Source organism: Psychrobacter immobilis, assembly GCF_904846175.1.
Taxonomy (GTDB): Bacteria; Pseudomonadota; Gammaproteobacteria; order Pseudomonadales; family Moraxellaceae; genus Psychrobacter; species Psychrobacter immobilis_E.
The window spans coordinates 322,764-343,916 of sequence record NZ_CAJGZM010000004.1; the positions used below are offsets into that span (position 1 = coordinate 322,764).

General features: G+C 43.5%; 17 protein-coding genes. 7 read left to right on the top strand and 10 right to left on the bottom strand.

Annotated elements, in window-relative coordinates:
- Positions 1-354: 354 nt before the first annotated feature.
- A complete protein-coding gene (locus JMW39_RS07935; RefSeq protein WP_201545458.1) occupies positions 355-1,458 on the top strand; it encodes an alkene reductase in 1,104 nt (367 codons plus the stop codon).
- A 116-nt stretch (positions 1,459-1,574) separates the two neighbouring features.
- Here JMW39_RS07935 and JMW39_RS07940 read toward each other — a convergent pair whose 3' ends face one another.
- Positions 1,575-2,561, bottom strand: coding sequence for a pirin family protein (locus JMW39_RS07940; RefSeq protein WP_201545460.1), 987 nt, complete (start codon positions 2,559-2,561; stop codon positions 1,575-1,577).
- 258 nt (positions 2,562-2,819) lie between these two features.
- Positions 2,820-4,121, bottom strand: coding sequence for an NAD(P)/FAD-dependent oxidoreductase (locus JMW39_RS07945; protein WP_201545462.1), 1,302 nt, complete (start codon positions 4,119-4,121; stop codon positions 2,820-2,822).
- A gap of 467 nt (positions 4,122-4,588) precedes the next feature.
- On the opposite strand from JMW39_RS07945, the gene acs reads away from it, so the two are divergent.
- The 5 genes from acs (at position 4,589) to JMW39_RS07970 (ending at position 10,813) form a co-directional block, all read left to right on the top strand.
- Positions 4,589-6,550, top strand: coding sequence for an acetate--CoA ligase (gene acs / locus JMW39_RS07950; protein WP_201545464.1), 1,962 nt, complete (start codon positions 4,589-4,591; stop codon positions 6,548-6,550).
- A 223-nt stretch (positions 6,551-6,773) separates the two neighbouring features.
- A complete protein-coding gene (locus JMW39_RS07955; RefSeq protein ID WP_201545466.1) occupies positions 6,774-8,033 on the top strand; it encodes an NAD(P)/FAD-dependent oxidoreductase in 1,260 nt (419 codons plus the stop codon).
- A gap of 38 nt (positions 8,034-8,071) precedes the next feature.
- Complete coding sequence (locus tag JMW39_RS07960) at positions 8,072-8,503, top strand: MgtC/SapB family protein (protein WP_201545468.1); 432 nt, start codon at positions 8,072-8,074, stop codon at positions 8,501-8,503.
- A 562-nt stretch (positions 8,504-9,065) separates the two neighbouring features.
- On the top strand, positions 9,066-9,752 hold the full coding sequence (gene pgsA / locus JMW39_RS07965) for a CDP-diacylglycerol--glycerol-3-phosphate 3-phosphatidyltransferase (RefSeq protein WP_201545470.1): 687 nt from the start codon (positions 9,066-9,068) through the stop codon (positions 9,750-9,752).
- 245 nt (positions 9,753-9,997) lie between these two features.
- Complete coding sequence (locus tag JMW39_RS07970) at positions 9,998-10,813, top strand: hypothetical protein (RefSeq protein WP_201545472.1); 816 nt, start codon at positions 9,998-10,000, stop codon at positions 10,811-10,813.
- A 127-nt stretch (positions 10,814-10,940) separates the two neighbouring features.
- On the opposite strand, the gene JMW39_RS07975 is transcribed toward JMW39_RS07970, so the two are convergent.
- Together JMW39_RS07975 and JMW39_RS07980 are read right to left on the bottom strand one after the other, a co-directional pair.
- Positions 10,941-11,435 (bottom strand): pyridoxamine 5'-phosphate oxidase family protein, encoded by a 495-nt coding sequence (locus JMW39_RS07975; RefSeq protein WP_201545474.1) that lies wholly within the window; start codon positions 11,433-11,435, stop codon positions 10,941-10,943.
- A gap of 339 nt (positions 11,436-11,774) precedes the next feature.
- Complete coding sequence (locus tag JMW39_RS07980; RefSeq protein ID WP_201545476.1) at positions 11,775-12,269, bottom strand: pyridoxamine 5'-phosphate oxidase family protein; 495 nt, start codon at positions 12,267-12,269, stop codon at positions 11,775-11,777.
- Positions 12,270-12,771: 502 nt separating this feature from the next.
- On the opposite strand from JMW39_RS07980, the gene purL reads away from it, so the two are divergent.
- Positions 12,772-16,770, top strand: coding sequence for a phosphoribosylformylglycinamidine synthase (gene purL / locus JMW39_RS07985; protein ID WP_201545478.1), 3,999 nt, complete (start codon positions 12,772-12,774; stop codon positions 16,768-16,770).
- 319 nt (positions 16,771-17,089) lie between these two features.
- Here the strand turns inward: purL and JMW39_RS07990 are convergent, their stop codons facing one another.
- From JMW39_RS07990 to nadD, 6 genes are all read right to left on the bottom strand, one after another.
- Entirely contained in the window at positions 17,090-17,485 is a 396-nt protein-coding gene (locus tag JMW39_RS07990; protein WP_201545480.1) for a hypothetical protein, read from the bottom strand.
- A gap of 8 nt (positions 17,486-17,493) precedes the next feature.
- Positions 17,494-17,676, bottom strand: a complete 183-nt coding sequence (locus JMW39_RS07995) for a hypothetical protein (RefSeq protein ID WP_201545482.1) — start codon at positions 17,674-17,676, stop codon at positions 17,494-17,496.
- Positions 17,677-17,705: 29 nt separating this feature from the next.
- A complete protein-coding gene (locus JMW39_RS08000) occupies positions 17,706-18,590 on the bottom strand; it encodes an N-acetylmuramoyl-L-alanine amidase (protein ID WP_201545484.1) in 885 nt (294 codons plus the stop codon).
- A 6-nt stretch (positions 18,591-18,596) separates the two neighbouring features.
- The gene (locus JMW39_RS08005; RefSeq protein ID WP_201545486.1) at positions 18,597-19,364 is read right to left on the bottom strand and encodes an MOSC domain-containing protein; all 768 of its coding nucleotides are present in this window, start codon (positions 19,362-19,364) and stop codon (positions 18,597-18,599) included.
- A gap of 237 nt (positions 19,365-19,601) precedes the next feature.
- Positions 19,602-20,015, bottom strand: coding sequence for a ribosome silencing factor (gene rsfS / locus JMW39_RS08010; RefSeq protein WP_201545491.1), 414 nt, complete (start codon positions 20,013-20,015; stop codon positions 19,602-19,604).
- A 141-nt stretch (positions 20,016-20,156) separates the two neighbouring features.
- Positions 20,157-21,053 carry a nicotinate (nicotinamide) nucleotide adenylyltransferase gene (gene nadD, locus JMW39_RS08015; protein ID WP_201545492.1) on the bottom strand — a complete coding sequence of 299 codons (897 nt, stop codon included), beginning with the start codon at positions 21,051-21,053 and terminating at the stop codon, positions 20,157-20,159.
- Between the last annotated feature and the right edge of the window lie 100 nt (positions 21,054-21,153).

Sequence of the window (21,153 nt, forward strand, 5' to 3'; positions counted from 1 at the left end):
CTCTATCCTTTAAGTAAATGCTAAAAATAAATACTAATAAAAGTGACAGTTATTTAAAAATTTGGCAAAAGATGTATGGGTGGTATATTTAACGTTTAATAAAATTTTCACTGCTTTTACTATCCTAATACCCTTATAAGCTCACATAAATAATAGCGTTTAAAAGGTTGAAAATATACTTACGTCGGTGTTTTTGTTTGTAAGTGTTACTTGGAATCATCCTCTCTACCCCCTATAAAGAACACGGCTGATAAATAGACCGCTTAATAATGATAAGTGACAATGACAAACGCTCTTTATCAATGCTTAACAGCTCTTAATACCGTATTCTTATAACAACAAACAAGGCATCTCATGGCACACGATAACTTATTCGAACCCGTCAAAATGGGCACTCAAACTCTAAAAAATCGCATCATCATGGCACCGTTAACCCGCTTACGCGCGGTCGAGCCAGGTGATGTGCCGACTGCACTTGCTGGAGAATATTATGCGCAGCGTAGTGGTGCAGGATTGGTCATTACCGAAGCGACGCAGGTGTCTTTTCAGGCCAAAGGCTATGCGGGCGCGCCCGGTATCCATACCGAAGATCAGACAACCGCATGGAAAACCATCGTTGATAATGTCCATGCCAAAGGCGGCAAGATTGTCGTTCAGTTATGGCACACGGGTTTGGTCTCACACGAAAGCGTCCAACCTGATGGCAAAGCGCCTATTTCAGCGTCCGATGTTCATGTGGGGGTACGTACCACATTGCGTGACAGTAATAACCAAGCGATTCGCGTTGAGTCTACGACCCCGCGTCCAGCCACGCTTGAGGAAGTGCAGCAAGTTATCGCTGACTTTGGACTTGCGACCAAAAATGCCAAAGAAGCAGGTTTTGATGGCGTAGAGATTCATGGCGCGCATGGTTATTTGCTACATCAGTTTTGGGTTGAGCAAACCAACCAGCGCGATGATGAGTATGGCGGTAGCCGCGAGAATCGTGCGCGTTTGACTCTTGATGTCATCGATGCTTGCGTCGCTGCGTGGGATGCTGACCATATCGGTATTCGCGTGTCACCACTTGGTACGTTTAATAATGTCGAAGCAGGCTACAATGAAGACGAAAATATTTGGCTAATTGAGCAGATTAATAAGCGCGGGCTGATGTATCTGCATCTTTCTGAGCCTGACTGGGCAGGTGGTACGCCTTATAGTACGGAATTCCGTCAACGCGTTCGTGATGCTTTTGGGCAAATGATTATTGCTGCGGGTGGCTATACGGCTGAAAAAGCAGAGAGAAATATCAAGGATGGCTATATCGATGCGGTTGCTTTTGGTCGTGACTATATCGCCAATCCTGACTTAGCGGAACGTATCCGCGAAGGCGCGCCGCTTAATGAGCAACATCCACAAAGCTTTTATGGCGGCGGTACAGAAGGCTATACCGATTATCCGTTTTTAAACCAAGCTTAAGTGTTTATCGGATAAATCATTCGACTGGCTTTATTGATTGAAATAAAGTGATAATGAATCAAAAAAGCCACCCTGCGATAATTAGCAAGGTGGCTTTTTTAATGGGTAAATTTTAGCTATTTACCAAAGTTGCCCGTTTGATAATCACGAAAGGTTTGGCGCAGCTCCTCTTGGGTATTCATCACAAAGGGGCCATAGCCTGCTACTGGCTCGCTGATAGGTTCACCACTTAATAGTAATAATTTAACCGTACTTGGTGCTTGCTCATCACCAGAAAGCTTAGAAGCTGATAGCTTAGGATACGTTAGCTCAATACTATCGCTTATCTGCGTTGCTGCTTGTTCATTGACAGAATCAATAGCAGTACTAGTCGGCGTGGTAAACTGAATCAGACTACCTGCGCTCACTGGCGTATCATTAATCAGTAGCGTGCCTTCTTGCACCAATATCATGACATTATGGCTGTTTGGCACTTGCAGCGTCGTTGAGCCAGTGCTATGCAAGGCAATATCCCACATATTGATTGGCGTAAAGGTACTTGCCGCGCCTGTCGTATTTTGCCATTTACCAGCAATAATCGCTGCTTTACCTATCGAATTTTCGTCTTTATTGTCCGTTAAATTAACAATAGGTAAGTCATCACGTTTCAGCGTTTGATATTTAGGCTCAGTCAGCTTATGGGCACTTGGCAAATTGACCCATAATTGCACCATGCTAAAAGGACCGCCACGTTGGCTAAAGTCGGGCGAGTGGAATTCTTCGTGCTTGATGCCGCGTCCTGCGGTCATCCACTGCACACCGCCTTCTTGAATGACGCCATAACCACCGGCCGAATCCGCATGGCTAATCTCGCCGGCGTAAGCAATCGTTACCGTCTCAAAACCCTTATGCGGATGCTGCCCAATGCCGTGCGGCTTCGTCTTATAGTTTGGATTTGGCGCAAAGTTGGTCGGCTGACCATAGTCTAATAATAAAAACGGATCGGTATGATAATGATTAAAATCAGCATCATTATCTAAATGATTGAACAAGGTTTTGACATAAAAACCATCGCCGACCCAATGCGGCACTTTATCGCTATGAATATATTGGATAGAACGCATTGAGCACCTCGTAAACCTAACTGTATTAAAAAATACTTATTTATTTCATCATCATTCTTTAAACGCTCATTATTAAATAATAACTCTTCAATAATAACGACAGGCAACTATTAAGTAATTCTAAATCTATACCGATTTATATAGTAATTATATTTATACTTATCAAGTATTTAGCGGTTTCTATCCTATTTAAACAACCTGCTTTTTGATAAATAGCCTTTGAATGGCTAGAATTTATATTAATAGCATGCCTTAATATTAAATCACTTCACCGCAAACAAAACCACTTGCCCACGCCCATTGAAAGTTGTAGCCGCCAAGCCAACCTGTGACATCGAGCACTTCACCGATAAAATAGAGCCCGTCTTGATGTTTGCTTTGCATGGTCTTTGACGATACCTCATCGGTTGTTATGCCGCCGCGCGTGACTTCAGCGGTACGATAGCCTTCGGTGCCAGACGGTTTTAGTTGCCAGCCATTGAGCGTTGCGCCAAGCTCTATCAGGCGCTCATCTTTAATATTGGCAAGCTCTGTATCTTTGATATCGTCCCACAAATGCGTTTGTAGCGCTGCCAGCAGTTTTTTCGGTAAAGCATTGTCGGTCTTGTCTGCCAAAACCGTCCGGATGAGCTGGCGTGGATGTGATTTTTTATGAGTTAGCAAAAGCGCAGTCATATCGATATCAGGGAGCAAATTGATCGTGATGGTTTCGCCGATATGCCAATAGTTGGACAGTTGCAGCATGGCAGGTCCAGATAGTCCGCGATGGGTAAATAGCAGCGGCAACTTAAAGGAGATGCGCTCATTACTGGCAATCACCGGCAGACTAATACCAGCAAGCGCGCGAATCAGCTCACCAGTTTTATCGGTGAAGGTAAAGGGAACAAGACTTGCATCGGTTGCTATCAGCGTATGCCCGAACTGCTGCGCAAGCTCATAACCAAAGCCACTAGCACCTAATGTCGGAATCGATAAGCCGCCCGTCGCTACCACGAGTGACTGACAGCGATAGTTGGTTTGTGGCAGCTTGGTCTGATTGGCTGACTCTTTTCTCTCTTGTTTTTCTTTTTTACTGAGCGCTTTGGTTGTTGATAATTGAAAGCGGGATTTTTTATCGTTTTCGAGTGCTTGCACGCTGTCGATTTGGGTATTGAGCTTGACTTGTACACCGACGGCGGCACATTCATCAAGGAGCATGGTTAAAATATCTTGCGCCGAGTCATCACAAAATAGCTGCCCGTGCTCGCGCTCATGGTAAGGAATTTTATGTTGCTCAACCATGCCGATAAATTCCCAACTCGGATAACGGCTTAGCGCTGATTTACAAAAGTGCGCATTGCTACCGATAAAATGTTCAGGCTCGACAAAGTAATTGGTAAAGTTACAGCGCCCGCCACCTGACATCAGGATTTTTTTACCAGCTTTATTGGCGTGGTCGAGCACCAAGACGCGGCGACCACGGCGACCAGCGGTGAGCGCACAATATAACCCTGAAGCACCAGCGCCAATGATGATGACATCATAGTGATTGTGTGATGGTGCATTGCGCGGATTTTCCATGACGATATGTTCCAAAAAGCGAGAGGTTTTAAAAGTTAAAATAAATAGTAGGTTTTGAGGCAATAAAATAGCAGGCTACTCAATATAGCTTGCCGTTGTTTTCAACCCTATCTTTAGGCTAGCCATTGTCCATGTTTTCTTTCAGCTTACAAGGATTAAATAAGGCGATAAGAGATTTTCTATGCGCCGAAAATTTTCAAAGATTCTAAAAATGTAGGCACGAAGAATATTATTGAATAATCAATCGATTCATTAAGATAGGTATTATCTTATTAAGTATACAGCTGTGCAGCGGAATTGTTGTGATTCACGGTTGATGTCTTGCAACCATCGCGCTTATTTGTCAAACTATCCTTAGGTGTCACATTATGGAAGATGACGCTTATTACCTGTAGCAGCTATTGCTCGACGACTAATGTTCGACAACAACCGCTATAGGTCATAATAATTAGAAAAGGATGACTACGATGACTCAGAAATCATTTCCTATCACGGCTGAATTTGTCGCCGCCGCCAATACTACCGCCGAGCAATATACCAAAGACTATCGAGAATCCATTGCGTCACCTGAGGCAAACGATGCCTTTTGGGCAAAGCGTGCCGAGCTGATTGATTGGATAAAAAAGCCCACCAAAATTAGCGACGTCAGCTACGATTTAGAAGACTTCCGTATCAAATGGTATAAAGATGGTGAGCTCAATATCTCGGTCAACTGTCTTGATCGTCATGTCAAAAACAACCCCTATAAACCGGCGATTATTTGGGAAGGTGACCATCCGTCATTGCATAAAATCATCTCATTTAAAGAGCTGCACGAAGCGGTTTGTCGTCTAGGTAATGCGATGCGCAAACTTGGGGTAAAAAAAGGCGATCGCGTCACCTTATATATGCCTATGATACCAGAAGCCATAGTAGCAATGCTGGCGTGTACTCGTATTGGGGCGGTGCATTCGGTGGTATTCGGCGGCTTTTCTGCTGAGAGTTTGGGCAACCGTATCATTGATAGCCAATCTAAATTGGTCATTACCGCTGACGAAGGTATCCGCGGCAATAAGCGCACGCCGCTCAAAGCCAGTGTCGACCGTGCGTTAGACATGGATGGCACCGATAGCGTGACCAACGTCATTGTCGTGCATCGTACGGGTAATTCTGTCCCGATGAGCGGACGCCGCGATGTTTGGTATCACAGTTTGGTCGATGGTGAGTCAAAGCATTGCGAACCTGAGGTTATGAACGCCGAAGACCCGCTATTTTTATTATATACCTCCGGCTCAACTGGCAAACCCAAAGGCGTGTTGCATACGACTGGTGGCTATATCACTTATGCGCTCTCTACGTTCCGTGATGTGTTTGATATTAAAGAAGACGATGTTTACTGGTGTACGGCGGATGTCGGTTGGGTGACGGGCCATACTTATGCTACTTACGCGCCGCTTGCCAATGGCACGACGACCGTTATGTTTGAAGGTGTACCAGAATATCCAACGTGGGCGCGTATCGGTCATATTATTGATAAACACCAAGTCACAGTCTTGTACACGGCACCGACGGCTATCCGTGCCATGATGAAAGAAGGTGATACTTTTGTGCGTGAATCGGATCGCTCAAGTTTGCGCTTGCTGGGTACTGTTGGTGAGCCGATCAATCCGGAAGCGTGGGATTGGTACTATCATGTCGTCGGTGGCGGTAAATGTCCAATTGTCGATACTTGGTGGCAGACGGAAACCGGCGGTATTTTACTGGCGCCGATACCGGGCACGGTAGATATGAAACCGGGCGCGGCGATGAATCCCTTGTATGGCATTGTACCCGTCGTCGTTGACGGTGATGGTGAGATACTCGAAGGTGCTGCAGAAGGCAATCTTGCGATAAGCGGCGGCTGGCCCGGGCAGATGCGCACCATTTATAATGATCATAAGCGCTTTTTAGAAACCTATTTTACAGAGTATCCGGGCTATTATTTCACTGGTGATGGCGCGCAGCGTGACGAAGACGGGCACTACTGGATTACTGGACGGGTAGATGATGTGCTTAATGTCTCGGGTCATCGATTGGGCACTGCAGAGATTGAGAGCGCGGTGGTTGCGCATCCAGCGACCGCTGAGGCAGCTATCGTCGGTATGCCGCATGAGATTCGCGGTATGGGTATTTGCGCCTTTATTATTCTCAAGTCGGGTGAAACCGCTACTGAATCACTAAAAGCTGAGCTGAATCGCCATGTACGTATGGAGATTGGTCCGATTGCCAATTTAGATGCTATCTATATCGTTGATGTTTTACCCAAAACGCGCTCTGGGAAAATTATGCGCCGTATCCTGCGTAATCTCGCAGCAGGGCAGTATGTTGGACTGGGGGATTTATCGACCCTTGCTGATAGCGCCGTTATCAATGAGTTGGTTGATGTGGTCAAGGCTGAACGCGGCGACTAAATAGCATTATCAATAGCTATATATCGCTAAGAGGATGTTGATTAAACGAACGCTTAACTTTCCGAAAAGCCATGTTATTAAAGATAGCATGGCTTTTTTACGTAGATAATATTGATATTGGCAGGCTTTAAAGGTTCAATATACTAAAATTACCGTGCGGTTTTTATAGCCCAATGGCTATCGTTTCTATTTTGCCCCATACTTTATAAGGTTTACTGTCATTATGCCTGACTCTTCTTTCCAGCCTACTCAGACATCAGCACCGAAAATTGCCATTATTGGGGGCGGCTTAACGGGCTTATTTACTGCTACCTTATTAGAACGTGCTTTTAGCCAAATTAATGACCAGAAAATTAATGACAAGTCTTTAATACCACAAATTACCATTTTTGAAAAATCCCGTAGCGTTGGTCGTTTAGCGACTCGTTTAGCGACTCGTTTAGCGACTCGTTATCGCACCGATAGCCATACTAATAAAGACTGGCAATGGGCATTTGGGGCGCAGTTTTTTACCGCCAAAAGTGCAAGCTTTCAGCAGTTTATTGAGCCTTGGTTAAAGACGGTTTTGCTACAGCCTTGGCGCGCGCAAGTTGTGAATTTAATCCCAATAAATGCGAATAATCAGATACCTGATATTCAACCAAAAGAGCAATGGAACAGCACACAAGCGCGCTATATCAGCACGCCAAAGATGACCAGTTGGGGGCGAGCATTAGCCGATGAGTTACAGCATACCACCATCAATTTTAAAACTCGCGTCGCACCTTTGGCTCAATATAACCAAACTCTCGCTAATAAAACCAGCAAGAAAACCGAGCTATTTGACGAAGAGGGCAACAGTCTTGGCAGTTTTGATTGGGTCATTTGCACCGCGCCAAATGGGCAAGCGATAGAGCTCATGGCAGATAGTGGCTTTGCTGAACAAGCAAAAATCACTGAGCCACAAATGCAAGCCTGCTATACCTTGATGCTCGGCTGGGATGATAAGCAGCCATTGCCTGAGGCGCTAAGCTGTCAGGCAATGTTGTGGGATGTGGCTTATGTACAGAATTCTATACTTGATAGAATATTTATCGAGCATCAAAAGCCTGCACATAACGAGCTATTACCTAGCATCACTATTCATGCGCGCAATGTTTGGTCAGAGCAGCATGTCGATGCCGATATTGATACTGTAAAAGCACAGCTACTCGTAGCCGCCAAGCAAGCTTTAGGTTGGAATGAGAAAAGCACGCCGAGCCAAATTGACTGTCATCGCTGGCGTTATGCTGCGACCGTCAAGGTGTCTAATACAGTTTTTAATAATATAGATTCTACTAATATAGATTCTAATAAAGAGCCATTAGGAATATTGGTCGATAACGAGCAGCGATGGATTGTCAGCGGCGATTGGTGCGGGCAAGGCAATATAGAAAGCTGCTATCAAATGGCAACACAAACGGTCGCAAGGATTTGCGCGCACTCATTAGTTAGTGCGGATTAAGTAATCTGCGCCAATTAAGTAAAAGGAGGCTATACACTATGTTTGGATTTGATATTGATATCGGCTTGATGCAATACCATTTTTTCCAATTGGGTATTGCCTTTATTCTCTCCCTACCGATTGCGCTCAACCGTGAGATGAAAGATAACGGTGCTGGACTTAGGACCTTTCCGCTAGTAACGATCGCTTCCTGTGCCTTTATGCTTGTAGGTATGGATATTTATGATTCGGCTGGGGAGGCGAGAATCATGTATGCCATTATCACCGGCATGGGTTTTATCGGTGGTGGGGCGATTTTTAAAAACGAAGAAGGCTCAAAAGGTACGGCAACGGCAGCAAGTTTGTGGAATACCGGCGCTATCGGTATTTCAGTAGCCTATGGTCGCTATGAAATTGCTATTATTTTATCCTTCGTAGGCTTTTTAATTTTGCAGTTTTCAGAGCCGTTTAAATCAAAAAGTAAGCTCTAATGCTCTATAGTTTTTAGTATGCGCATCATTTTTAGCAGTCGGCGATACTAATCGTTAGGAATAATAAGCCATAGAAATAATAAAACTAAATAATGCTAAAGCACAGGCAAAAAAAGAGCCCACGAAGGAGGGGTCGTGGGCTGAGGAAAACTTATCATGCGACTGAACTGCTATTAATGCATACAAGTCACAAATAAATTGAGCAAGATTTATTATTGTTAATATAAAGATGATGTCAGAATCCACTATTTCAAGAAATTCTTACATCTGCTTACAACTGTCAGTGTACAACTGTATTTTTTACTTTTTTATCATAACCGAAATTTAGTAATTTACCTAGTTTGCTTACATGTCATTACGTTTGGAGAAGTCGATAAGCAGCTTGACGCTAACTTTGACCTTAAATTCTGCGTAAAATAACAAGGTTTTTATAACCATTTACCGGTTAAAATAATCGATGCTTTATTACAGCAAGAACCAACCTACACAGATGGCATGACGCCATGACCGAAAAATGCTAAGCTAGCCACATTCTTATCGTTCACTATCAACTGGGTTTGCCATGACCGAGAGTACAAAGCTGCACACGCCAGAACAAAAACCGCTACTGGCGCAAAATGAGAAAAGCATTTTTAATCTGCCTAATAATCTAACGATTGCGCGTATTTTAATGATTCCGCTATTTGTAGCGATTGCTTATTGGCCGCCTGCCATGGGGATTGGGATGCCAGCAATTTCAGATAATGTCATTGCGCGAGTAGGTATGAGTGATTTTAGCGACAGTTTACTGCGCCATTTATTGCTGACCGGCGTTTTTATTATTGCGGCGATTACCGATTGGCTTGATGGTTATTTTGCTCGCAAGCTCAACGTAGTATCTGCCTTTGGGCGTTTTTTAGACCCCGTTGCTGATAAGCTCATGGTCGCAGCCGCGCTGATTATCTTGGTGCAATGGCATCCCAATATCATTATGGCGATTGCCGCGATTGTGATTATCTCGCGTGAAATTGCGGTATCGGCATTACGTGAATGGATGGCAGAGCTCGGTAAAAGTACCAGTGTTGCGGTGTCTTATGTGGGTAAGCTCAAAACTACTTTTCAGATGATTGCTATCACGGTTTTATTATTAAACTGGCAATCGCTTGAGATGATAGGGTATGTATTGATGGTGGCGGCGGTAATTTTAACCTTGTGGTCGATGATGATTTATCTAAGAGCTGCTTGGCCTTACTTAAAGCAAAGTGGCTAGCTCGCTCATTGTTGTAAAGATATGCTCATAAATAGCTAATGAAAGATAAAAAATACCAATAGTATCAAGCTACTGGTATTTTTTTGTCTCTGATGTTTTTTGTCCTTGATATGTCCTTTAAAGCTTTACTATAGCTATTTTAAATCTTGATTGTTTGTATCGTTAAGATATACTAAAAACAGTTAATGAGAGCCAAAATAGGCGCGTCAATATATGGAAATAATAAACTAGGTGAGGAATACCTTATGAAGCTAAACAAAGAGCTGTCGTTAAGCGCCGTTTTATTATTTGCATTATTAGCGGGTTGTTCATCATCGCCAAGCATGCAAAAAGAAAGTGCCGATGGCGCACAAGAAAATACGCAAGCGGAGTCACAAGACCGTTCAGCAGACAGGCAAGCCAATTCAGTACAAGCAGAGGCGATGCAGGACGCCGCTGAATCAGAACGTTTGGGAACGCAGTGGGGTGATGATGTGGACTCGTCAGTGACCACCGTCGATCTACGTCGCGTCAGTGACGAGCCTATTGCGCAAATGCAAGTTGCTTATGCGGACAAAAGTTATAAGGGTCGGTCGGTCAATAGTATGTCGTTGCTGGCTGGAAAAGTTGAATTTTCAGCGGCTAGTGATAATGGTAAATTACCGCTTTATCGTGATGGTAGTCATTACTATCTGCAAGGTAGGGCCGGTCAAGCCTATCGGTTGGTATATCATAATAATAGCGCCAACACCTATGAGATTGTCGCCAGTGTCGATGGTTTAAATGTGCTCGATGGCAGTACCGCCAGTCGTTATGACAGCGGTTATGTATTAGAGCCCAACGACGATTTAGTCATTGAAGGCTTCCGTAAGAGTGAAGATGCTGTCGCTTCCTTTATCTTTAGCAAGCCAGATAACGCCTATGCCGCCAATACGGATAGCGGTTCTATAGAGAATACTGGAGTAATTGGCACCGTCATTTATGAGCTATATGATCCTGCTAAGCCTAAACGACCTGAGCCAAAATCAAAATCGCCAAAAGCATTTCCAGCAGATAATGCATATGCAAAGCCGCCACAATAATTATCAATCATGCATGATTGATGCATGATTATATGAATTATATAAAACGCCAATCGTGATAAGCGACTGGCGTTTTTACTATTAGTATTCGTGATTACTTATCTTACTTCTACTCATTATTAAGTTATTACAGCTTGATAGAAAAGTTCTCACCTAAGCTTTTTTCAACTGCATTATCAGTCAAAGCCGCTGCTGCCATTTTGACCGCACTGGCAATCGCATTACCATTGGCCCAATACTCTGCACCATGTGACACAACCTTGATGAGTTGGACTTTTGGGTCGTCTTTACCTAGTTCAAAATAAGCGTTATACATGACCGACCAAAGCTCATTGAGCTTTTCTTCATCTTCAACCAGTTCAGCAGTACCACTAATAGATAAATACTTATCAGATTCTTGAGTGACATAAGCTAAATTCACTTCTGGATTTTGTTTAATATTATCAACGGTTTCAGAAGGCTTATGACCAATAAACCAAATCTCTTTAGCGCCAATACTGGTCTCGGTGGTATTCATCGGGCAAGAGTGCAGATGATTTTCACCATTGCGTGTGGTCATCATGGTGTATTTGATATCTTTTACCATCGCTTGGATGGTGTCCATTTGCGCTTGTTTATTCATAATAGTTGTCCTTTACTATTGAAATATTAAGTTAAAAATTTTGGCTTTAAAAGTCGTCAGGAAATTATGCTTTAGTAAAATAATACGTCGTTCATAAATCTTAGCGAATGACTCAATAAATGTAGAATCAGTTGTTAATATAATGAAGTTGCCCGATAAAACTATATAGGTGCTCTGTAATAGGCTGTGACGCTTTGTAAGCTTTTATACTATTGAAAATATAAAGGGATTTATATGAATATAGGAAAGATTTAAGCGATAAAAAAAGCCAGTAAGCATATCGCTACTGGCGTTTTTGTTTATCTTCCTTTTATTTATCTTCAGTGCGCTACTTATAGCTTATAAAGAGACAGAAAAGGTTTCGCCCATATCTTCAGCCGTTTTACCTTCTTGTAGGGCGGCGGCTGCCATTTTAAACATATTTACCACGGTACTACCACTTAACCAGCACTCTGCACCATGAGGCACGACTTTAATCAATTGTACGTTTTCATCTTCTTTGCCATCGGCAAAAAAAGCGTTATAGACAGGTGACCATAGCTCATCTAGTTTGTCTTTATCCGAAACAAGTTCTGCATCACCACTGATAGAGACATAATTTTTTTCGTCTTGGGTAGCATACGTTAGACCAATTCTAGCGTCATCTTGAATGTCTTTGACGACGTCTGAGGATTTATCACCAATAAACCAAATTTCTTTATTATTGAGATTGACTTCGTTAGTGGTCATGGGCCAAGCATGAATATCACCTTTTTTATTGGTGGTACTCATCATAGAAAATTTAATGTCTTTAATAACGTCTTGAATTTTATCGATATGCTCTTGGTTACTCATGGTGATTATCCTTTGTCATTATAGTGATTAGTTTTTTTATTAATGAATTATTGTTATTGATTAAATTTTTATCTTATTAGATATTCAGTTTAGACGGTCAAGCAATTAGCTCGCTAGTCCTCGTTAATAACTGCTACCTAGAATAACGATTACTGGTAGGTTATTTATATAGGTTGCCAGTAATGCGATGTGAGTGTTTGTAAGGACTATAAGGATTGAGTAAAAATTGTGACGTTAAACACATAAGCTTTCTATGAAAAAGCTTATGTGTAAAGTTAGAAGCGTAATACAGAGGCTATAAAGACAAGGCTAAGATGAAGTCAGTACAGGTATCTAGCCCTAGCTGTTTGGCAATGGTTTGCCAAATCTATATCTAAGCACTTGCGCAATTTATCTTGGTTTTGACCTGCTTATTACAGGGCTTCTTGTTATAATACGCGGACCATTTACTTTGCATGGCAGAGATGCCTGTTATTGCCTATATCCTATGGAATATGCCTTTATGATGACCATCGCCGGACAACCGTTTCTTACCGATTTTCAGACGCAGCAACTCATCAGTCAGTTTCAGCAAAAAACCGAGCTAAATGTCAGCCAAATTCATACCCAGCAAGTGTATGTGTTATCACGAGAACTTTCCGGTGATGAGCATAAAAAAGCGCTAGACTTACTTGCTGTCGACAGTGCCACTGTCCTTGCCGCGCCAAAAAGCAATCAGTTACAAGTCATCGTCGGTCCGCGTTTTGGCACCATATCGCCATGGGCAAGTAAAGCGACCGATATTTTTAATAACTGTGAAATTGCGATCAATCGTGTCGAGCGCGTGATTGTTTATACGCTAACGGTCGATGGAGAAGCAGGCGAGAAACTGCCAGTAGACGCTGAGCAATTATTGTTCGACCGTATGACCCAAAGCTTGGTTTATGATTTAAATGATGTGAATAAACTGTTTGAAGATCAGCAGCCAGCATCGCTGAATCATATTGACGTGATCGGGCAAGGTCAGTCGGCGCTTGAATCAGCCAATACCGAATTTGGTTTTGCGCTATCGAGCGAAGATATTGACTATTTGATGAATGCTTATGTCAATGAGCTAAAGCGCAATCCAACCGACGTTGAGCTAATGATGTTTGCACAAGCAAACTCAGAGCATTGCCGTCATAAAATCTTTAACGCTGAATGGACGGTTGATGGCGCAGTACAACCTAAATCACTGTTTCAGATGATTAAGAATACTTATAAAGCCAATCCGCAAGGTATCTTGTCGGCTTATAAAGACAACGCGGCAGTAATGGCAGGTTCTGAGGGGTTGCGTTTTTATCCTATGCCTACTGATGCGATGGATGCCAACTCTGTGCATCCTTACGATTTCCATCAAGAAGAAATCGATATCTTAATGAAAGTTGAAACCCATAACCATCCAACCGCGATTGCTCCTTATGCGGGTGCAGCGACGGGTGCAGGCGGTGAGATTCGTGATGAAGGTGCAACCGGTCGTGGCGGTAAGCCAAAAGCAGGTTTGACAGGTTTTCACGTCTCGCACTTACATATCCCAGAGCTTGCGGAAAAATGGGAGCAGTCAGGTCAATTAAGTACGCAGGATTATGGTACGCCGGATCGTATGGCAACCAGCCTTGAGATTATGACGGAAGCGCCATTAGGGTCAGCCAACTTCTCTAACGAATTTGGTCGTCCAAATTTATGCGGTTATTTCCGTAGTTTCCAATTGGATACCTCAGCGGCGAAAGATGGTAGCCAAATGCGCGGCTATCATAAGCCAATTATGCTTGCCGGTGGTTACGGCAATATCAAACGCAACTTAATTGAAAAAAATAGCATTCAACAAGGTGATTTATTAATCGTCCTTGGTGGTCCAGCCATGCAAATTGGTCTAGGCGGCGGTGCGGCCTCTTCTGTCGATAGTGGCTCATTTGATGAAGGCTTGGACTTTGCATCAGTTCAGCGTGACAATGCTGAGATGGAACGTCGCTGTCAAGAAGTCATCGATCGTTGCTGGGCATTAGCTGGTAATGACGTTGATGCAAGTAATAATGGTAAAGATGGCAACCCAATCGTTTCACTACATGATGTCGGTGCCGGTGGTTTATCAAATGCGATGCCAGAACTGGTCAATGACCATGAAATGGGCGCGGTACTTAATCTACGTAAAATTCCGTCGCTAGAAGCTGGCATGTCGCCAATGGCAATTTGGTCAAACGAAGCACAAGAACGTTATGTCTTGGCGATTCGCCCTGAGAGTAAAGATCAGTTCGATGCGATTTGTGCTCGTGAGCGCTGCCCGTATGCCATCTTAGGGGAAGCCACTGAAATACGTCAGCTAGTCGTTAATGATGAATTGCTACCAGAGCAGCCAGTCGATATGCCGATGCAAGTACTGCTAGGTGGTACACCGCAGATGAAGCGTAGCTTTAGCCGTCAAGATACTACCTTACCAGCGTTAGAGTTAGGCGAAGTCAATCTAGCTGAATCAGTCAAAGACGTATTACGTCATCCAACCGTTGCTAGTAAATCATTCTTGATTAGCATTGGTGACCGCTCTATTACTGGTATGGTCGTCCGCGATCAGTTCGTTGGTCGTTATCAAGTGCCCGTATCAGATTGTGCTGTTACTGCTTCAGGCTTAATCGCGCTTGATAGTCAGCCGATGAGCGGTGAAGCAATGAGTGTTGGCGAACGTACGCCGGTAGCTTTGATTAATCCAAAAGCCTCTGCACGTTTAGCCGTCGGTGAAGCAATCACCAATATCGCAGGCGCACGTATTAGTCAGCTATCTGATATCACCATGTCAGCAAACTGGATGGCAGCATGTGGCGACGATGCAGAAGATGCTGCATTATTTGATGCGGTCTATACCGTCGGTGAAGAACTCTGCCCAGCATTAGGTATTGCTATTCCAGTTGGTAAAGACTCACTATCGATGCGTGCCAATTGGACAGACGAAGACGAGAAAGGCAGCACGGATAAATCAGTCGTCTCACCAATGAGCTTGGTTATTACGGCTTTTGCCCCTGTTATTGATGTGGCAAAAACCTTAACGCCTGAGCTTATCAATGGTGATAGTGCGTTTTACCGTATTGACTTGTCTAAAGGCAAGCTACGTCTAGGCGGTTCAATCCTTGCGCAAACCTTAAGCCAATTAGGTAATGATTGCCCAGACTTGGCGCAACCAAGCGACTTGGTCGACTTCTTTAACTTTATCCAAGCCGGTAACTCGCAAGGCGTCATCAGTGCCTATCATGATATCGGTGATGGCGGTTTACTTGCGACTATCGCTGAGATGCAATTCACCAGCCGTCAAGGTATCAAGCTGTCATTGACCGATGACAACTTACTCGGTCAATTATTCAGTGAAGAACTGGGCGCGGTTATTCAAGTATTGCCAGAAAACGTCGCGGCTTTAATGCAAATGGCAGAAGAGTTTAATGTCAGCGATATGCTTAGCCTCGTCGGTCAAAGCTCCGAAGAAGACAGCTTACTTATACAAACGCCAACGCTAAACGGTGATAAAACGCTTAGCTTTAGCCGTAGCGAGCTGCAACAAGAGTGGAGTCAGGTCAGCTATCAAATCGCTCGCCGCCGTGACAATCCAGCTTGCGTGCAGCAAGAGTATGACTTGATTAGCGACGCTAGCCATAAAGGTCTTATCGCTGCACCAAACTTTAACCTCAACCAAAAAGTTGAAGAGCCATATCTAAATAGTCGCGAAACTAAGCCAAGAGTCGCTATCCTGCGTGAGCAAGGCGTCAACGGTCAGACAGAAATGGCAGCAGGCTTTACCCAAGCTGGATTTGAAGCGGTCGACGTGCATATGAGTGATTTACTCAGTGGTCGTATCAATCTACGTGACTTCGATGGTCTGGTCGCTTGTGGTGGCTTTAGTTACGGTGACGTACTGGGCGCAGGCTCTGGTTGGGCGAACTCTATCTTGTTCCATGACGAATTGCGCATGCAGTTTGTGCGCTTCTTTGCCCGTCCTGATACCTTCTCACTCGGTGTCTGTAACGGTTGTCAGATGATGGCACAGTTAAAAGACCTCATCCCAGGCGCGGAAAACTTCCCACGCTTTATCGCCAATAAATCGGCTCGCTTTGAAGCGCGTACGGTTAACGTCAAAGTTGAGCGTACCAAGTCTATCTTGTTCAAAGGTATGCAAGACAGTATCTTGCCAATCGCTATTGCTCATGGTGAAGGCTATGCTACTCTTAACGAGACAGAAATCGACGGTATGGAAAAACATGGTCAACTTGCCATGCGCTTTGTCGATAGCCAAGGTCAGTCAACTGAGACGTATCCGCTCAATCCAAACGGTTCGGTCGGCGGGGTCACGGGTCTGTGTAGCACTGACGGTCGCGTCACCATCATGATGCCGCACCCTGAGCGTACGCTACGTGCGTATAATCATAGCTGGAAACCAGAAGCGTGGGATGAGGACGGCGCGTGGATGCGGATGTTCCGTAATGCCCGCGCATGGTTGCGTTAGGATATAAGCTAAATTATTTTAAACATAAAAAAAGGTGGGCTTCGGCTCACCTTTTTTTTATTTGGGATTTGAGGTTTTTAGAAGCAGGGGAGCTAATCCCGCCTTCCGCTTGTATCTGCCAGTCTGGGCGAGGCGGTAACACGAGTTGAGATGTTGCTGTTACCTCGACACCACCTCAAACTCTAGCCACCACAACTCGCCCAAACCAGCAGGATACCGCTACAGTCGGGGCTAAAACGCGCTTCAAAGCAACCATTTGATAATAAATCAATCTGAGATTTAGTTTTAATCGGTGCGCTAGGTGCACACTACGAACTTTTCAATAAAACCAATCGCCATTGCGAAGATTTTCTATATCTCTGTCACTTGATTTACGCACCATGTTAGATATTGTACCGTTAGCTTGTCCATGGTCTAGCTTTGTAAGAAAAGTATTGACCTCAGATTCATTCGCATGAAGTATCTTATCTAAGTAATATCGTTGTTCACTCTTGTCTAATGCAATTTCTTGAAGTTGAAAGGGTCTATGTAGCGCAGCTTGAAGCAATGCCACTCTATATTTATCGTTCTCGATTACTTCAAAGTCTTGAGCATTTATATCTATGATCACGTTATATTCTGCTAAGCCACTTTCAACAGAAATATTTAAAGTGTAAGCTTCATTTTCTGCTTTAGCTAGCATACGAAGATCATAAAATATGATTTTTTTATCCATATTTTTTCCTAATCAGCTTTCCCTTTCTTAGCCTCAGCAATCAACTCATGAATCTTCGCACTTTCTTTTAGCACGCAAGCTTCATACGCAGAGAGAGGTTCAGCTTCTTGCTGTTTTGCTTGCTCTTGTTTGGCTTTTTCTTCTAAATACTTTTGAAGATCGTCTTGCTCGTTTGGTTGTGAGTTACTCATGGCTCATGTCTCCTAATATTTTTTATTCATTAATAAAAGTCATCACGACCAGCATACTTCTTATTGAGTGCCTTTAAAATAGCATACGTTTCTAAATCCAGCTCGCCCGTTGGTTGTTGCGGACGGAAATGCAGTTGAAAGGCATACAAGACATTACGACTAGCTTTATCCCATTCATCAGTGTTATTGATTTGATAACCATAATCGCGTAACGCTTGCTTAATCTCAGGTATCGTTGCTGCTGAAAATGTGTCTTGATGCATAAAGAATTGCTTATCAAAGTCATCATACCAAGCGCCAATGCCATACTCTTTATACAGTCGCCGCCACGGGAACTTTGCACCGGGGTCGATTTTACGCGAGGGTGCCATATCCGCATGACCGATGATATTCTTTGGTGAAATTTTATATCTCGCTGCCAATTCTTGCACCAATTGCGCGACTTTTTTAATCTGCAACTCATCAAATTCAACATAGTGCTCGTAAGGATGGTAGTCGAGATTGCCATTTTTTAAGGCGTTTCGATATTCAGGTTTAATCCCGCTATTTACAATCTCAATGCCAATAGAGGTATCGTTAAGTATCGTTCTACCTGCAAAGCCACCATCGCCAGCATGCCAAGCGCGTTCACTTTCAGGTACTAAGTTATAAATTTTATTATCGTCATGGTCTAAAATCAGATAGTGAGCGCTGACTTGACCAGTGGTCAAAGTATTTATCGATCTGGCATTATTTGAGACGGTATAGTGCAGGACGATGGATTTAATCCGCTCGCTCTTGCCTTGGGCTTGATAGGTATCACTATCGATAATGAAAGGTTCAGTGTTCGCTATTTGCGTGTTATTAGTGGTCACACAACCAATTAGGGGCAGCGTTAAGGCACACGCCAATGCTAAAAATATGTTTTTTACCATGAAATATTAACCCTTTTGAACCTTCTTCGCCAAAACCGTTTTCCAGCTGTCTTCCAAACATTCAATCGTAAGCCAAGGCTCAATCACTTCGATATCAAATTTTTCTTTTGAATTTGATAGCTGCCACAATGTCTCAAGTGTCGCAAAAGGATAGGGACGCTCGATGAGATATACGGGTAAATCAGCGCTAATAATGCCATCACGTACGACCTGAAAATACCAGCCAGCGATACCTTGTTTAGTCACCCAAGAGGCGATATTGGGCACCTTACTAAATTGCCCGATTTGGTCATTGATTTTGTAGCATGGACGGCGCGGTTGTACGATGCGAAGTTGTACGCTCTCGTTATTATCATTATTGCCATACTTCCCACCATATTGAAAAACATCACCAATACACACCGTCGACTCATCCATTGCAGGCAGACCATTTACTGCTTCAGTCGTTAAGTTTTCACCTAGTGTGCCAACGCGTACCTTCAAACCAAACTCAGCGTTAATCTTATCGTAAGTCGCCGTTGCTAGTTGATGTACGGCTTTTAGTGGGCCGCCATGATGGCGTCGATCGGCTTGTTCATCGGTGGTGAGACCCATAAAATTGACCGCGACAGGCGCTTTGATGGGCGCTTTATCAATCGCGCTCATCTCTTCACGGGCGAATGGCATGGCTTTGCCAGCACGAACGCAGATTAGATTGGCGATATGTAGCGGTAAAGGTTGATTGAAATCAGTGCTATTTTTTTGGCTAGAAGACGTTATCGTTTCTATGTTCATGGAATATCCTAATCGATAGCGGTTTTTTAGGCGCATGGTTTTATCGTTAGTGGTATAAATAATGCGTATTATCTTAGCCTAATCATGCGGCTGATTATACGGTTGCGGCATTTTAAAGTTTATCAGAACGTCAAAATTTATAGGTGCTACTTTTTAAACAAAAAAAGACCAGAATAGCTATCTGGTCTTTTTACTTGTGCGTTTTTCAGTATTAAACAATTATCGCAATGGATAATCTTATTTGTTTTTGTTGCGGCGACCAGCGGTTTTCTTTTCACGTGGGACGGCGACCAGCTCAGCCAATTGCTCAGGTGATGACCATAGACCTTCTAAGTCATAAAACTCGCGGGCTTGTGGGGTCATCATATGCACGACAACTGCACCCAAATCAATCAAGGTCCAGTCAGAGTCGATACCGCCTTCACGGCCAAGTGGCATAAAACCTGCTAGCTTCGCTTCAGCGCCGACGCTATCTGCCATCGCGCGTACATGGCGTTTAGACGTACCATCAGCGATGACGATACGCTCCATCACGTCAGTTAAGCTTTCTACATTCATTACGGTGATATTTTTCGCTTTCATATCGTCTAGTGCGCTTTCGACTACCGCTAAGCATTCTTTTAAGCGTTCGTCAGTCATGGTGTTGGTCATAAAATGTAATCTCTTGAATCGTAAATATTAAAAATAAAATGGTAAATCGTCAATTTGCATAAAGTTGTATGGCCGAGCTGACCCAATATGAGCAGTGACGTATCTAGGCAAGGCATACAAAATGACAATAATATGATGATTTTAACGGAATTGAGCAGCAGAATATAGCTGATGGGCAATAATATATTGATAAACAGCAGGATTTAGCCATTTAGCGAATGAATTGGGTGCAGTATCGCCTATGATATCATTTATTGGTTGCAAAGATGCGATTTGCGTTTCGGCAGCGTGCTTTATATTTAGAGATTGAGGCGCTTGCGGTCGTTGTTGATAAAGTTGTCGTTGCAGTTGCTGACGTATTTGGGTGCTCGATATCGCTGACACAGGGCGCGGGTCTATATAGATGCGACCTTGGTTAGGATTTTTCAAGATAGGACAGTCTGTTAAATGTTCGCTAGGCGCTATAATAAGTTCTGTAGCTGAAGCAGTGCTTAAAGATTGTAGCGATGCAGGAAGTTGAGATTTTAACTGGGTAGGGGAGTTAGTTGCAGGGAGGTTTTGATTAAATTCAGAAGTTTCTTCACGATTAAATACCCATAAATTGACATAATCTGTGAGGCGTAAACCGTCTTTCCATTTATCCAAACTGCGCGCGCTATCCATCCCCATGATAAATATCAAACTGTCATTTGGATAGCGGTCGCGTAATGTCTGTACGCTATCGATGGTATAGACGGGCGGCGCTTGCCAAAGTTCAATCTCATTAATTTGTAATGGCGTATCTTGTATTGCCAGCTTTAGCATGGTCAAGCGGTGCTCAGGCTTGGTGCTGTCTTCTTTAAAAGGCGAGCGCGCATTGGGCAATAATGACACCTGTAACTCGCGCTGTTGCAGCTTAGCTAGCGGTGATAAATGCTCATAAACATACATCGCTAACTGTAAATGACCATTATGCACAGGATCAAATGAGCCACCCAAATAAGCACGAATAGCTGAGGCAGTTTTTATTGTAGGGTAATGATGAACAGTATTTGGCATAAATGAGTGAATAAAAATCTGATAAAAAGGCGGTTATGGTTAATTTATTTTAAATTGACTATAACATGTGGCCATTCACTTATCGCACTTATTGCGCTTA

Coding starts and splice junctions, on each gene's coding strand:
- JMW39_RS07945 (WP_201545462.1), bottom strand. CDS start 4,121: ATGGAAAATCCGCGCAATGCACCATCACACAATCACTATGATGTCATC.
- JMW39_RS07940 (WP_201545460.1), bottom strand. CDS start 2,561: ATGCGTTCTATCCAATATATTCATAGCGATAAAGTGCCGCATTGGGTC.
- JMW39_RS07935 (WP_201545458.1), top strand. CDS start 355: ATGGCACACGATAACTTATTCGAACCCGTCAAAATGGGCACTCAAACT.
- JMW39_RS07960 (WP_201545468.1), top strand. CDS start 8,072: ATGTTTGGATTTGATATTGATATCGGCTTGATGCAATACCATTTTTTC.
- JMW39_RS08000 (WP_201545484.1), bottom strand. CDS start 18,590: ATGGTAAAAAACATATTTTTAGCATTGGCGTGTGCCTTAACGCTGCCC.
- JMW39_RS07995 (WP_201545482.1), bottom strand. CDS start 17,676: ATGAGTAACTCACAACCAAACGAGCAAGACGATCTTCAAAAGTATTTA.
- rsfS (WP_201545491.1), bottom strand. CDS start 20,015: ATGACCAACACCATGACTGACGAACGCTTAAAAGAATGCTTAGCGGTA.
- nadD (WP_201545492.1), bottom strand. CDS start 21,053: ATGCCAAATACTGTTCATCATTACCCTACAATAAAAACTGCCTCAGCT.
- JMW39_RS08005 (WP_201545486.1), bottom strand. CDS start 19,364: ATGAACATAGAAACGATAACGTCTTCTAGCCAAAAAAATAGCACTGAT.
- JMW39_RS07955 (WP_201545466.1), top strand. CDS start 6,774: ATGCCTGACTCTTCTTTCCAGCCTACTCAGACATCAGCACCGAAAATT.
- JMW39_RS07970 (WP_201545472.1), top strand. CDS start 9,998: ATGAAGCTAAACAAAGAGCTGTCGTTAAGCGCCGTTTTATTATTTGCA.
- JMW39_RS07980 (WP_201545476.1), bottom strand. CDS start 12,269: ATGAGTAACCAAGAGCATATCGATAAAATTCAAGACGTTATTAAAGAC.
- acs (WP_201545464.1), top strand. CDS start 4,589: ATGACTCAGAAATCATTTCCTATCACGGCTGAATTTGTCGCCGCCGCC.
- JMW39_RS07975 (WP_201545474.1), bottom strand. CDS start 11,435: ATGAATAAACAAGCGCAAATGGACACCATCCAAGCGATGGTAAAAGAT.
- pgsA (WP_201545470.1), top strand. CDS start 9,066: ATGACCGAGAGTACAAAGCTGCACACGCCAGAACAAAAACCGCTACTG.
- purL (WP_201545478.1), top strand. CDS start 12,772: ATGATGACCATCGCCGGACAACCGTTTCTTACCGATTTTCAGACGCAG.
- JMW39_RS07990 (WP_201545480.1), bottom strand. CDS start 17,485: ATGGATAAAAAAATCATATTTTATGATCTTCGTATGCTAGCTAAAGCA.